Annotated in this window: 14 protein-coding genes; 7 read left to right on the top strand and 7 right to left on the bottom strand. The window is 62.7% G+C overall.

The genetic code is table 11. The annotated features are described in order from the left end of the window. Positions 1–12: 12 nt before the first annotated feature. The 7 genes from B9A23_RS06270 to B9A23_RS06240 all read right to left on the bottom strand — a co-directional run bounded on the left by B9A23_RS06270 (position 13) and on the right by B9A23_RS06240 (position 6,464). Positions 13–318: a hypothetical protein gene (locus B9A23_RS06270; RefSeq protein ID WP_084278027.1), complete on the bottom strand. Its 306-nt coding sequence runs from the start codon at positions 316–318 to the stop codon at positions 13–15. 140 nt (positions 319–458) lie between these two features. After that, positions 459–1,031: a urate hydroxylase PuuD gene (locus B9A23_RS06265; protein ID WP_084278026.1), complete on the bottom strand. Its 573-nt coding sequence runs from the start codon at positions 1,029–1,031 to the stop codon at positions 459–461. 139 nt (positions 1,032–1,170) lie between these two features. After that, positions 1,171–1,842 (bottom strand): inner membrane-spanning protein YciB, encoded by a 672-nt coding sequence (locus B9A23_RS06260; protein WP_084278025.1) that lies wholly within the window; start codon positions 1,840–1,842, stop codon positions 1,171–1,173. Then, on the bottom strand, positions 1,839–2,765 hold the full coding sequence (gene ftsY, locus B9A23_RS06255) for a signal recognition particle-docking protein FtsY (RefSeq protein WP_084278024.1): 927 nt from the start codon (positions 2,763–2,765) through the stop codon (positions 1,839–1,841). The genes B9A23_RS06260 and ftsY overlap by 4 nt, the downstream gene beginning before the upstream one ends. Continuing rightward, entirely contained in the window at positions 2,762–3,934 is a 1,173-nt protein-coding gene (locus B9A23_RS06250; RefSeq protein ID WP_084278023.1) for a MiaB/RimO family radical SAM methylthiotransferase, read from the bottom strand. Before B9A23_RS06250 ends, ftsY begins: the two co-directional genes overlap by 4 nt. Continuing rightward, positions 3,931–4,740 (bottom strand): diaminopimelate epimerase, encoded by an 810-nt coding sequence (gene dapF, locus B9A23_RS06245; RefSeq protein ID WP_084278022.1) that lies wholly within the window; start codon positions 4,738–4,740, stop codon positions 3,931–3,933. The genes B9A23_RS06250 and dapF overlap by 4 nt, the downstream gene beginning before the upstream one ends. Before the next feature lie 53 nt (positions 4,741–4,793). Next, on the bottom strand, positions 4,794–6,464 hold the full coding sequence (locus B9A23_RS06240) for a putative bifunctional diguanylate cyclase/phosphodiesterase (protein WP_139797360.1): 1,671 nt from the start codon (positions 6,462–6,464) through the stop codon (positions 4,794–4,796). Between the two features lie 334 nt (positions 6,465–6,798). Here B9A23_RS06240 and ffh point away from each other — a divergent pair, with 334 nt between their 5' ends. The 7 genes from ffh (at position 6,799) to B9A23_RS06205 (ending at position 13,705) form a co-directional block, all read left to right on the top strand. Further along, on the top strand, positions 6,799–8,280 hold the full coding sequence (gene ffh / locus B9A23_RS06235) for a signal recognition particle protein (protein WP_084278021.1): 1,482 nt from the start codon (positions 6,799–6,801) through the stop codon (positions 8,278–8,280). 46 nt (positions 8,281–8,326) lie between these two features. Beyond that, positions 8,327–8,755: a 30S ribosomal protein S16 gene (gene rpsP, locus B9A23_RS06230; RefSeq protein ID WP_084278020.1), complete on the top strand. Its 429-nt coding sequence runs from the start codon at positions 8,327–8,329 to the stop codon at positions 8,753–8,755. Positions 8,756–8,757: 2 nt separating this feature from the next. Next, positions 8,758–9,246 (top strand): ribosome maturation factor RimM, encoded by a 489-nt coding sequence (rimM, locus tag B9A23_RS06225; protein WP_084278019.1) that lies wholly within the window; start codon positions 8,758–8,760, stop codon positions 9,244–9,246. 111 nt (positions 9,247–9,357) lie between these two features. Then, positions 9,358–10,101, top strand: a complete 744-nt coding sequence (locus B9A23_RS06220; protein WP_139797358.1) for a hypothetical protein — start codon at positions 9,358–9,360, stop codon at positions 10,099–10,101. Between the two features lie 69 nt (positions 10,102–10,170). Then, positions 10,171–10,911, top strand: coding sequence for a tRNA (guanosine(37)-N1)-methyltransferase TrmD (trmD, locus tag B9A23_RS06215; protein ID WP_084278017.1), 741 nt, complete (start codon positions 10,171–10,173; stop codon positions 10,909–10,911). 2 nt (positions 10,912–10,913) lie between these two features. Beyond that, positions 10,914–11,282 (top strand): 50S ribosomal protein L19, encoded by a 369-nt coding sequence (rplS, locus tag B9A23_RS06210; RefSeq protein WP_084278016.1) that lies wholly within the window; start codon positions 10,914–10,916, stop codon positions 11,280–11,282. Positions 11,283–11,446: 164 nt separating this feature from the next. After that, entirely contained in the window at positions 11,447–13,705 is a 2,259-nt protein-coding gene (locus B9A23_RS06205) for a S9 family peptidase (RefSeq protein ID WP_084278015.1), read from the top strand. The last annotated feature ends 42 nt before the right edge of the window (positions 13,706–13,747 follow it).

The following is a 13,747-nucleotide window of genomic DNA, read 5'->3' as shown; positions in this document are numbered from 1 at the left end:
CCGGCCAATGAATTAGTCTGCCTTTGCTTCGGCGACCGATTCGTTGTGCAGGCTGGCTTCAGCTTCAGCAGCTTCCTGCTTGGTCTTGGCAGCAGCCTTGTCGGCCATTTCGTCGGTCTTGGCAGCGGCGTTGTCCACCGCGGCAGCAGCCTTGTCGCCCAGCTCGTCAGTGGCGGCAGCAGCCTTGTCGGCCGCATTGGCCACGTCATTGCCTGCCGATTCTGCAGTGGTTTCAGCAGCGTCCTGGGTCTTTTCCGAGCAAGCGGAAAGCGACAGGGCGGTGGCAGCAGCGGCGGCCAGAAGCGTGAACTTGCGCATGTGGTGAATTACTCCCCATTATTGGTCACCCGGGATGCGGGTTGCGTGTTCAACGCGTGAACAGCTTTTAATATCCCGATCGCGTGCAAACAAAAAGGCGCGATGCCACCAGACACCGCGCCTTTCTATTGGCATGTGTGTTAACCGAGGTTGGCGCTGACCATGCAATAGAGCATCGGCAACGACAGCAGCAGGTTGGTGCGGCTGGCGGCCAGGGCACGCGGCGCAGCAGCGGCCTTTTCTTCAGCCGACGCTTCAACGATGCCGAGGATTTTCTTCTGGGCTGGCCAGATGATGAACCACACGTTGAAGGCCATGATCAGGGCGAGCCACATGCCGAGGCCGATCAGGTTGACATTGCCTTCGCCGGTGAAGGTCATTGCCTGATGTCCGTAACCATTGACGAAGGCAATGACGAGGCCGGTGACAACGGTCAGCAGCGCGGCGTAGCGGAAGAAAAAGAACACCTTGGGCGCGATGTGGCCGGTGATCGCACCCTTCTGCTCAGCCGGGATCTTGGGCATGGTCGGTACCTGCACGAAGTTCAGATAATAGAGCAGGCCGATCCACAGGATGCCGAAGAAGGCATGGAGCCAGCGGAAGATCGAGTTTGCATCGACTGGAGCAGATGCGCCGTAGCCGATCATCACGGCAATGGCGGCAACAAGGCCCACGACGAGCACGAGATGAAGATTGCCAAAGAACTTGGCCATGAGATTTCCCCCTATTTGCAACCGTTATGCTTGCGCGGGGGCACGACCATACCCCCACCGGTCGTCGCGCATATTAGGCAGCGTGTCGCAAATGTCACACGAAAATCGGGCCATCTCGATCTGGTCAATCGGGCAGCGCTCAATCGTGCGGCGGGTTCTTCTCGACCTCGGTCTGGTCTTCCACCGCCAGGCCGTGCTTCATCAGCATCGGGATCTGGGCAAAGGTGAAAAGGAAGGAAAGCGTGGTGACGCCCCACAGCTTGGCCTGCAACCAGATCTCGAAATTGCCATTGGCGGTGTTGAAGAAGTGGCGCAGGACTTCGTTCAGGCCCGCCAGGAACAGGAAGAAGAACGCCCAGTTGCGCGAAAGCTTGCGCCACCCTTCCTCGTTCAACCCATCGAATGCGGCCTCGAGCAGATAGCGCAGCATGGCCTTGCCCTTGGCGAGGCCAGCGAAGAGCACCGCAGCGAACAAAAGATAGATTGCCGTCGGCTTGACCTGGATCCAGAAGGGATCGCCAAGCAGTACGGTCAACGTACCAAAGCCGAGGATCAGGACGGTCGAAAGCCACAGCATCGGCGAAATCTTGCCGAGGCGCAGTTTCGAGATCACGAGGGCAATGACCGTGGCCACCATGAATGCGGCCGTGCCTTTTGTGACCGCCACGACTTCGGCCAGACCTGCATCGCCGCCATCACGCTTGAAGTGCCGATAGGCAAGAAAGAACACCAGCAGCGGGCCATAGTCGACCAACAGGTTGACCCAGGACGATTTGGGTTTCGCCTTGGTGCTGTTTGGCGTCTCGCTCACCGGAACACTCCTGCAATGACCTTGGCGACGAGGTCGGGATCGAAGGGGCGCAAGTCGTCGATCTTCTCGCCCACACCGATGGCATGGATCGGCAGGCCGTACTGTTCGGCGGCGGCCACCAGCACGCCACCGCGCGCGGTGCCATCAAGCTTGGTCATGATCAGGCCGCTCACCCCTGCCACTTCCTTGAAGATCTCGATCTGCTGCAGCGCATTCTGCCCGTTGGTGGCGTCGAGCACCAGCACCACGTCATGCGGCGCTTCGGGGTTGAGCCGCCCGAGAACGCGACGGATCTTGGCCAGCTCGTCCATCAGCTCGCGCTTGTTTTGCAGGCGCCCGGCGGTGTCGACGATCAGCGTATCGATGCCGGTGTCGGTCGCCGCCTTGACCGCGTCGAACACGATCGAGGCCGGATCCCCGCCTTCGGGACCGGTGACGATGGGCACGCCAAGCCGGTCGGCCCATACCTTAAGCTGGCCGATGGCCGCAGCGCGGAACGTATCGCCGGCTGCAAGCATCACGCCGTAGTCCTGCTCCTGGAACAGGTGCGCAAGCTTGGCGATGGTCGTCGTCTTGCCCGATCCGTTGACCCCAATCACCAGAATGACCTGCGGGCGCGGAAAGGCGACGATTTCGAGTGGCTTGGCGACGGGACGCAGAATTGCCGCAATCTCCTCGGCCACTGCTTCCTTCAGGCCCTGTTCGTCGACGCCATTTTCGAAACGCGCGCCTTTCAGCCGTTCGCGGATGCGTGCTGCGGCGCGCGGACCGAGGTCGGAGAGGATCAGCGCGTCCTCGATATCGTCAAGCTGCGCCTCGCTCAGGCGGCTGCTGCCGACGATCCCGCCGAGATTCTCGGCAAGCCGTTCCGACGTCTTGCGAAATCCGCCGAGAATGCGGTCGGACCAGCTTTCGCCACTCATTCCAGTATTCCTTCAACAATCTTGGTCGGCGTTACCGTTACGAGGCTCCCGACGGGAGTGCATTGCGGAACGCGGTAGGTCGCAAAGTGTCCCGCATGGCCGGTTCCGTCGCGCTCGGCAAGGATTTGCGCAGGTCTGCCGACAAGAGCCTGCAGCCACTGGCCGCGTTGCGCGCTGACTTGCGCGCGCACGGCTGCTGCCCGTTCGCGCACCAGCACCGGGTCGACCTGCGGCATGCGCGCGGCCGGGGTGCCCGGTCGCGGGGAGTAGGGGAACACGTGGCCATGAACGACCGCGCATTCGCGCACGATCGAAACGTTATCGGCATGCATCTGGGCAGTTTCGGTCGGAAAGCCGGCGATCAGGTCGGCGCCAATAGTGATCTCCGGTCGCGCGGCCTTCATCCGTTGCACCAGTTCGATGGCATCCTTGCGAGAATGCCGCCGCTTCATGCGCTTGAGCACCATGTCGTTGCCCGACTGCAGCGACAGGTGGACATGGGGCATGACGCGCGGCTCGGCGGTGATCAGTTCGAATAGCAGCGGGTCGATCTCAATCCCGTCGAGTGACGAGAGCCGCAGGCGCGGCAGCGCAGGGAAGGCGTCAAGGATCGCTGCAACAAGATTGCCGAGCTGAGGTGTGCCGGGCAGATCCGCGCCCCAGGAGGTCACGTCGACGCCGGTGAGTACCACTTCGTTGACGCCTTCATGGCGTGCGATCGTTTCGAGCACGCTCGCCGTTGCAAGCGAGACGCTTGCGCCCCGGCCTTGCGGAATGATGCAGAAGGTGCAGGCATGATCGCAGCCGTTCTGAACAGGCACGAAGGCGCGGGTGTGGGCACTTCTCGACAAAGGTGCCAAAGCTGCGGGGCGGCTCGTCCATGCTTGCGCTTCAAGCTTTTGTGCATTGGGTATTACCGCATCGACTTCGGGCATCGCGGCAAACGCGGCCTGTTCTATCGTCGCCGCACAGCCGGTCACGACTAGTCTTGCATCGGGATTTTCGCGCCGCAACCTGCGCACTGCACGGCGCGATTGGCGAACCGCTTCGGCCGTCACTGCGCAGGAATTGACGACGACCGTCGGCGGTGCATCGGCCAGCATTGCGCTGATGGCCTCGCTTTCCGCACTGTTGAGGCGACAGCCGAGGGAGACGATGCGTCCGCTCATGCAGGGAAGTCGGCGTCCTCGAACGATCCTTCGAAGCTGAATGCGGCTGGGCCGGTCATCTCGATCGAACCACCTTCGGGCCAGGCGATGACGAGCGGGCCGCCGGGCAGATCGACGCGGACCTTGCGCCCGGTAAGCTTGCGGCGCATCGCTGCGACAGCGGTTGCACAGGCGCCCGTTCCGCAAGCGCGGGTAAGGCCGGCGCCACGTTCCCACACCCTAAGCTTCAGGTGATCGGGGCCAGCCACGCTGGCGACGTTGACATTGACGCGCTCGGGAAAAAGCGGGTCGTTCTCGATCAGAGGCCCCAACCGCACAAGGTCGACCGCGTCGGCATCGTCCACGAAGAATACTGCGTGGGGGTTGCCGACATTGACGCCGACAGGACCCTGCAGGTCTTCCCAGCCAACGGGCATGTCCAGGGTATCCATGGCATAAGCGAGGGGGAGGTCCTGCCAGTCGAAGCGAGGCTTTCCCATGTCCACCGCTACGCCATTCGCGCCAGCCTCGGACCGGATCAGGCCACCCAGCGTCTCGATCGTCTGCGTGCCGCCCAGCAGCAGTCCGACAGCACGGCTGGCATTACCGCAAGCCTCCACTTCGCCGCCATCGGGATTGAAGATGCGCATCCTGACATCGGCTGCTGTCGCCGGTTCGAGCACGATGAGCTGATCGCACCCTATGCCGGTGCGGCGATCGGCCAAGGCAGCGGCGCGGCGCGCGGTCATCGCGACCGGCGCTTCGCGGGCGTCGATCACCACGAAGTCGTTGCCGAGCCCATGCATCTTGCGGAAGGGAATACGCATGGCGCGCGACTTAGGGATTGCCGCGCGTCATGGCAATGCGCAGGTTTGGCGTTTCAGGCGGTCGCGGCGCGGGGCAGGGTTTCCGGGGCGCAGTGGAGCGCATCGGGTTGATGCGTTTTCAGGAGCTTCTTCTCGGTCAGCAGCGCGCGCACGGCAGTGGCGTTGATCGGCTGGCCATAAAGGAAGCCCTGGCCCTTGAACGAGCCATACTTGCGCAATTCCTCTAGCACTTCGGGGCTTTCGATGCCTTCCGCCGTGATCGGCAGGTCCATGCCCTTGCCGAGCGAGGAGATCGCCTCGATGATCGTGCCGCTGTCCTTGTTCTTTCCGAGCGTCGAGACGAAGAACCGGTCGATCTTGATCTGATCGAAAGGCAAGGTGCGCAACTGCGCCAGTGATGAATAGCCGGTGCCGAAATCATCGAGGCTGATGCGAATGCCCTGGTTCTTGAGACTGGTGATCAGCGTGCGCACCACGCCGATGTTCTCGTGCAGGCAGGTCTCGGTGATCTCGATATCGAGGCGATGAGGCGGGAAGTTTGCCTCGACCAGCAACTTGAGCAGCTTCTGGGCGAACCACGGATCCCGCAACTGAAGCGGCGATATGTTGACTGACAAGGTCAGGCTCGGGTCCCATTCACGGGCATCGCGCAGGGCCTGGCGGATCAGGTTTTCCGACAGGTCGGAGATCAGGCCGATTTCCTCGGCAATGGGAATGAAGATCTCGGGCGAGACAAGGCCATGGCGCGGACTGCACCACCGCGCGAGCATTTCAAATCCGCGCAGTTCGCCGGTATCGAGATCGACCTGCTTCTCGTAGAACGGCACGAATTCGCCGGCGGGTATGCCTTCGCGGATGCCGCGTTCCAGTTCGCTGCGGAAACGAAGCTCATGCTCCATGCTCTGCTCGAACCAGCAGAAGCGGTTCCGGCCCGCCTTCTTGGCTTGATACATGGCAAGGTCGGCGTGGTGCAGGATCATCTCGGCCATCGTGCCCGGATCGCCTGCGTCGGCCTGGCAGGAAGTAGCAAGCCCGATCGAGGCCGTGACCTCGAGCGAAAGGCCTTCGAAATGCACTGGTCTCGCGATCGATTCGTTGAGGCGCACCATCAGACGATCGATCGCCTCGGCGTGATCGGGGTCGAAAATCGCGGCGAAGGCAAATTCATCGCCGCCCAAGCGTGCAATGATGGACCCTTCGGGCAGGAGTTCCGCAATGCGCGAGGCGGTCTGGACCAGAATGGCATCACCGGCCTGGTGGCCATGTGCATCGTTCGACCGCTTGAAGTTGTCGACATCCATCATCATCGCGACCACTTCGTGGCCGGATGTGCGGGCGGTACGGATCATCTGCTCCAGAGCAGGGCCGACCGAGCGGCGGTTCAGGCAGTTCGTAAGGGGATCGGTCTGGGCAAGGCGATGTGCGGTCTGTTCGGCTTCGCGACGCTGGCCGACTTCCCGTGTCAGATCGACATAACGCCGCCAGCCAAAAAGCAAGAGTGCGATGTTCAGCACCAGCGCAGTGCCCAGCATCGGTTCGTGAGGAGGCATCCCGTGCAGGAGCGTGCCCAGGAAGTCGGCCAGGACAGCTGAGCCGTTGGCAACGAAAAGCAGGACTGCGGCGACGACAATGCCCAGTCCTACGATGTCGTGCGTTGCCCCCTGCTCGTCTGATCGGGCAGGCGCCCGGTCTTCTGGCATCTTTTCAAAAGGCGCTGTTGCCATACCCCTGCCTCATTCCCGCGAACGCACTGACCCGATTTCGGCGCGCGCTTGCCCCGTTGATAACGGGCAGTAAGGGATCGTCCTGAAGTTTTGGTTAAGATGGCTTTGCAAACGCCGCGAAAAGCGTGCTTCCCGTGACCCCAAGCTGGCAGCGCTTGCTTTCGCGAGGCTTACGGGGTAACGGGCGGCCAGCAATGGCAGCAATGCAGTTGCGGATTCGACAACGGCCCCTGTTCAGGATGCCACACGCTGGTCGGCGAGGTTTCGCCCACCGGCGTTTTTCGCGTTACGCGGAAATGGCTCCAGATCAAGGGCATGATGATGGGAATTGCGCGTGTTCGACAGTCTTTCAGACCGGCTTGGAGGCGTATTCGATCGCCTGCGCGGCCGCGGCGCGCTGCGTGAGGAAGACGTCCTTGCCGCCATGCGCGAAGTGCGCATCGCGCTGCTCGAGGCTGACGTTGCGCTTCCAGTTGTCCGCCGCTTCATCGATCAGGTTTCGGAACAGGCCGTCGGCCAGTCGGTCCTGAAGTCGGTCACGCCGGGCCAGCAGGTCGTGAAGATCGTCAACGATGCGCTGGTCGAGATGCTCGGCGGTGGCACCGCAGAACTCGATCTCAATGCCGCCCCGCCGGTCGTGATCATGATGGTCGGCCTGCAGGGTTCGGGCAAGACCACCAGCACTGCCAAGATTGGCAAGTTGCTGAAGGAAAAGCAGGGCAAGAAGGTCCTGATGGCCTCGCTGGACGTCAACCGTCCGGCAGCGCAGGAGCAGCTTCGCGTTCTGGGTGAGCAGGCGGGCGTTGCCACGCTGCCGATCATCACCGGCCAGCAGCCGGTCGATATCGCCACGCGCGCGGTGAATGCAGCCAAGCTGCAAGCCGTGGACGTGCTGCTGCTCGATACGGCAGGCCGTCTCCACGTCGATCAGGCGCTGATGGACGAGATGAAGGCGGTCGCCGCCGTCTCGGTCCCGAAGGAAACGCTCCTCGTCGTCGACTCACTGACGGGTCAGGACGCGGTCAACGTCGCGCAGTCGTTCTCGGGCGAGGTCGATCTTACCGGCGTGATCCTTACCCGCATGGACGGCGATGCGCGCGGTGGTGCGGCGCTTTCGATGCGCGCGGTTACCGGCAAGCCGATCAAGTTTGCCGCGACTGGCGAAAAACTCGATGCGATCGAGCCGTTCCATCCTGAGCGCGTGGCAGGACGCATTCTCGGCATGGGAGACATCGTCTCCATCGTCGAGAAGGCGGCGGCCACGATCCAGGCGGAGGACGCCGAGAAGCTTGCCCAGCGCATGGCCAAGGGCCAGTTCGACATGAACGACCTGCGCACACAGTTGCGCCAGATGCAGAGCATGGGCGGCCTCGGTGCGCTGGCAGGCATGATGCCCGGCATGAAGAAGGCCAAGGCAGCGATGGCGCAGTCCGGCATGGACGACAAGGTGCTGCTGCACATGGACGCGATCATCGGTTCGATGACGCCTAAGGAGCGCGAGCGCCCCGAACTGCTCAACGCCAAGCGCAAGATCCGCGTTGCCAAGGGTTCCGGCACACAGGTGCAGGACGTCAACAAGCTTCTGAAAATGCATCAGGAAATGGCCAAGGCCATGAAGCAGATCAAGAAGATGGGCGGCCTCAAGGGCCTGGGCGCGCTGTTCGGCAAGGGCGGTCTTGGCGCTGCGATGCCGGGGCTGGACCAGCAGATGGGTCCGGGTGGTCTGGGTGGTCTCGGCGGCATGGGCGGCGGCTTGCCCGGCCTGGGTTCAGGTGGCTTGCCAGGCAACCTCGGCGACCTGCTCAAGAAGAAGTGATTTTCGAGTTTCGCGGTTCACACAGTTTGATTGAAAGGTAGTTAAAATGTCCGTTTCTATGCGTCTTTCGCGCGGTGGTTCGAAGAAGCGCCCGTATTACAAGATCGTCGTTTCCAACAGCCGCGCCCCGCGTGACGGCAAGTACCTCGAGCAGGTCGGCACCTACAACCCGCTGCTCGCCAAGGACGATGAGAACCGCGTGCGTCTGGTCGAAGACCGCGTGCGTTACTGGATCGGCGTTGGCGCCCAGCCGACCGACCGCGTAGCCCGCATGCTCGACAAGGCCGGTATCAAGGAACGCGCTGCCACCAACAACCCGCAGCGTGGCGAGCCTGGCAAGAAGGCCAAGGAACGCGCCGAGGAAAAGGCCGAGAAGGCTCGTGAAGCTGCTGAAGCCGCTGCCGCTGCATCGGCTGCTCCGGCCGAGGAAGCTCCGGCTGCCGAAGCTGCTGCTGAAGAGCAGACGGAAGCCTGATCTTGCGCGACCAGCCTGTCACGCTCGCCGCCATCACCGGCGCGCATGGAGTGGCGGGCGAGGTCCGCTTGAAGCTGTTCGGTGAAGGCGTGGTGGCGTTAAAGCGCTACCGCGCCTTCAACGATTCTGCGCTTACCGTGGTGAAGATCAAGGACGACGGCAAGGGCGGGGCGATTGCCCGCTTTGCCGAAGTGCCTGATCGCACGGCGGCGGAGAAGTTGCGCGGCACGGCACTGACCGTGCGGCGCTCGGAAATGCCCGCTCTGCCCGACGGCGAGTATTACCACGCCGACCTGATTGGCTTGCCCGCGGTCTCGACCGAAGGCGAGGTGCTGGGCGAATGCGTGGCGGTGGACAACTTCGGCGCGGGCGACGTGATCGAAGTGCGCAAGCCCGACGGCAAGAAGTTCATGGTGCCGATGAAGGCCGAAGCCGTTCCGGAATGGAACGACGAGCGGATCGTGATCGAGGCCGTCTGGGCCCAGGACTGATTGCAAGATTTCCAACGACGTCCCATGCTCGCGCGCAGGCGGTGAGGGGGACGTATGCTGGGTAAACTTTCGGTTGACCGGGTGACGGTCGCAGGTATCGCATTACTGTTGATGCCGACACTGACCATGGTTCATGAAATCGGCGGTCACGCGATGACTTGTCTCGCCACCGGCGGACAGCTCGTCGACCTCGGTGCTTTCTATATCAACTGCGACAGCGACGGGGTTGTTGCCCGGCGTCTGGTCGCCCTATCGGGCGTGGCCATTGATGCGCTGCTCGGCGGCGTGGCCTTCATCGTGTGGCGCACCTTTCTGCAGCGTGACCTGCCGCGGCTGATCGGCTGGTATGTCTGGCTTTCGCTGTGCTTCAGTGCCGCGGGCTATTTCCTCTTTTCAGGTGTGTCGGGGATCGGAGACCTTGGCCCGGACGCCAACGGCGGGATCGGTCCGCTTGCGTATCCGCTGGCGTGGCGTGCAGCTTTTACGGCATTCGGCGTGGCGGCCTATGTCTTCCTGGTCAAGTCGGGCATCAGAACGCTCAATGGCATGATCGGCCAGGGCCTGCAGACAAAGCAGGCGCGCAGGACGATTGCTCACGGTTTCTACGCCGTGCTCTGTGTCGCAGCCGTGGCGGCAAGCCTGCCCAACCCGGTGGGGCTGTTCGTGACCCTGGCATCAGCCACCGCCGCGAGCTTCGGAGGGAAAGCCGGCTTGATCTCGATCGGATATGCCACCCGTGTCCAGGGTGAGCCGCAGTCCTTCGAGGTGGACCGCAGCTGGCTGATCTTTGCCCTTGGCCTGATCGCCAGTGCAGCGTTCGCGCTGGTGCTGGGGCCGACGGTTCGCTTTGGCTGAGCGGATTTGCATGGCGGGGCGCCGTTCCGACATTGCGGAAGCAGGCGAAGCAGGCCATTGGCTTGCGCCATGACCTTCGCCACCATAGTCCTCACGCTTTACCCCGAGATGTTTCCAGGGCCTCTGGGCGTCAGCCTGGCCGGGCGTGCATTGCGCGAGGGCACTTGGGCGATGGATGCGGTGCAGATCCGGGACTTCGCGATCGACAAGCACAAGACCGTGGACGACACGCCGGCAGGTGGCGGGGCGGGGATGGTGTTGCGAGTGGATGTGCTGGCGAAGGCCATTGATTTTGCGCGCGAAGGCCATCCGGGGTGCCCGGTCATCGCCATGACGCCGCGCGGCAAACCGCTGACGCAGGAGCGGGTGCGCGAGCTTGCCGAGGGGCCGGGCGTGATCGTGCTGTGCGGCCGGTTCGAAGGTTTTGACGAGCGGATTTTTGAAGGGCGCGAGGTCGAGGAAGTCTCGGTCGGCGACATCGTTTTGTCGGGTGGCGAATGTGCCGCGCTGATGCTGCTGGACGCTTGCATTCGGCTGCTTCCCGGCGTAATGGGCGCGGCTTCTAGCGGGCATGAGGAGTCGTTCGAGAACGGCCTCCTTGAATACCCGCACTATACCCGACCTGCTGAGTGGGAAGGGCGCACGATCCCTGAAGTGCTGCGATCGGGGGATCATGCGAAGATCGCGGCTTGGCGCAAGTCAAAGTCCGAGATCGATACACGGTTACGCAGGCCGGACCTTTGGGAGCGCCACATCGGCGTTCGGGTCCAGTCTGCCTCTGGCGCGCAGCATGAAGTGCAGGACGATTGAAAATGAACCTGATTCAGCAGCTTGAAGCTGAAGCCATCGCCGAATTCAAGGCGAAGAAGGAAATTCCGGACTTCCGCGCTGGCGACACTGTCCGCGTCGGCGTGCGCGTCGTCGAAGGCGAGCGTACCCGCGTCCAGGCCTACGAAGGCGTGTGCATTGCACGCTCGAACCGTGGCCTCGGCTCGAACTTCACCGTTCGCAAGATTTCGTTCGGCGAAGGCGTGGAGCGCGTGTTCCCGCTCTACTCGCCCAACATCGATTCGATTACCGTGGTGCGCCGTGGTGTCGTGCGTCGTGCGAAGCTCTACTATCTTCGTGGCCGCACCGGCAAATCGGCGCGTATTGCTGAGCGTAAGGTCAACAAGGCCTGAGCCCACTGGGCCCGACTGCCGCGACACGGCTGATGTGTTGAGAAAGGCGTCCTGGCTCAGAGCCAGGGCGCCTTTTCTGCTTTCAAGCGCAACCATTTCGGGCCACCTAGGCGCATCGCAAACATGCCCCGGCGGCAAGCCGGGCCAGAGGATACCGAAAACCCATGCGTCATTTCCGTCTGCTCGCCGCCTGCGCGCTTGTCTCTCTCGTCGCCGCGCCTGCGCTTGCCCAACAGGGAATATCGATGACCACTGCCGCGCCTGCCGAAGCAAAGGATCTTACGTTCGAGCGTGTTTTCGCCAGCCCGAGCCTCAATGGCCCGGCGCCGCGCGCGGTGAAGCTATCGCCCGACGGTCGCTACCTGACGCTGCTGCGCAACCGCGCCGATGATCGCGAGCGCTATGACCTGTGGGGCTTCGACCGCCAGACCGGCGAGTGGAAGATGCTGGTGGATTCGCTCAAGCTTTCGTCCGGCCGCCAGCTCAGCGAGGCCGAGAAGATGCAGCGCGAACGCCAGCGCATCGGCGATCTGAAGGGCATCGTTTCCTACGAATGGAGCGCGGACAGCAAGTCGGTGCTGGTGCCGGTGGACGGCGACCTGCTGCTGGCCGGTCTTGATGGATCGGTGCGCAAGGTCGAGGGGACCAAGGGCGGCGAGCTGACGCCGAAGCTGGGGCCGAAGGGCGAGCATATCGCTTTCGTGCGGGATCGTCGCCTGTGGGCGGGACCGGTGAGCGGCGCTGCGGCGAAGGCAATCACACCGGAAGAGGAGAATGCGGACGTTCACTGGGGTGAAGCCGAATTCGTCGCCCAGGAGGAAATGAACCGGTTCAACGGCTTCTGGTGGTCACCGGATGAAAGCCGGATTGCGGTCGAGCGCTTTGACGAGAGCATGGTGGGCGTGGTCACACGCGCGGCGATTGGCGCGGACGGCACCAAGACCTTCGACCAGCGCTATCCGGCGGCAGGCACACCCAATGCGGAAGTCTCGCTCTACGTGATGAGGCCAGACGGTTCTGACCGCGTGCAGGTTGATCTCGGGCAGAACAAGGACATCTACCTCGCGCGCGTCGATTGGGCGCCCGACGGCAAGACGCTCTACGTCCAGCGCATGAACCGCGAGCAGACCTTGCTCGATATGCTCAAGGTCGATCCCGCAACCGGCAAGTCCAGTGTGCTGTTCAGCGAGAAGGCGGCGAACCGTCACTGGATCGACCTGTCGGACAGCTATCGCTTCCTGTCGGACGGCAGTCTGGTCTGGTGGTCGCAGCGTGACGGGTTCGGGCATCTCTATCGCTTCAACAAGGGCAAGTGGAGCCAGTTGACCAAGGGCGATTGGGTCGTCACCGGTCTGGTCGGCGTCGACGAGAAGGGCGGCAAGCTCTACCTCACCGGCACCAAGGACGACGTACTGGCGCAGCAGGTCTATGCCATGGACCTCAAGGCGCCGGGCAAGCTGACGCGACTGACCGAGCTGGGCTGGGTCAACGGCGCGGGCATGGACAAGAGCGGCCAGACGCTGATGATCACGCGTTCGTCCGATGCGCAGCCGGCGCAGTCCTACATTGCCGACACCGCAGGCAAGCGGCTGGCGTGGATCGAAGAGAACAAGGTCGCGGGCGCGCACCCTTATGCGCCCTATCTTGCCAGCCACCGCCCGGCGCAGTTTGGCACGATCCCGGCGGCGGACGGCACGCCGCTGCACTACATGATGATTACGCCGCCGCTGGAGCCGGGCAAGAAGTACCCCGTGTTCACCTACCATTATGGCGGCCCGACGGCGCAGGTGGTGAGCAAGGGCTTCCAGGGCGCACTGGCGCAGGCGATTGTCGACAAGGGTTATATCTACTTCGCGATCGACAATCGCGGGTCGGAGAATCGGGGCGTGAAGTTCGCCTCGGCGCTTCATCACGCGATGGGCTCGGTCGAGGTCGAGGATCAGCTTGCCGGTGCCAACTGGCTCAAGAAGCAGAGCTTTGTTGCTGCCGACAAGATCAGCACGTTCGGCTGGTCCTATGGCGGCTACATGTCGATCAAGATGCTTGAAGCTGATCCGGGCGCATATGCCGCGGGCATCGCTGTGGCACCGGTGACCAAGTGGCAGATGTACGATACGACGTATACCGAGCGCTATCTGGGCGATCCGAACAAGCTGCCGCAGGTCTATGAGAAGTCGAACGCGCTGGCCGACACAGGCAAGATCAGAGACCCGTTGCTGATCATCCACGGCATGGCCGATGACAACGTGGTGTTCGAGAACGCCAGCGCGATCATCGCCAAGATGCAGGCCGAAGCGGTGCCGTTCGAGATGATGCTCTATCCCGGCTACACCCACCGCATCAGCGGACCGAAGGTGAGCCAGCACTTGTACGAGACGATTTTCCGCTTCCTTGATCGCAATGGCGCAGGAAGTGGCAAGTAGCCTCGCTTCACGGGCCTAAAGCCCAAAACACTTGGCTGGTCG

Source organism: Novosphingobium sp. B1 (assembly GCF_900176395.1).
Lineage (GTDB): Bacteria > Pseudomonadota > Alphaproteobacteria > Sphingomonadales > Sphingomonadaceae > Novosphingobium.
The sequence above is the reverse complement of the archived record's forward strand: the minus strand, read 5'-3'. Positions and strand labels throughout refer to the sequence as shown.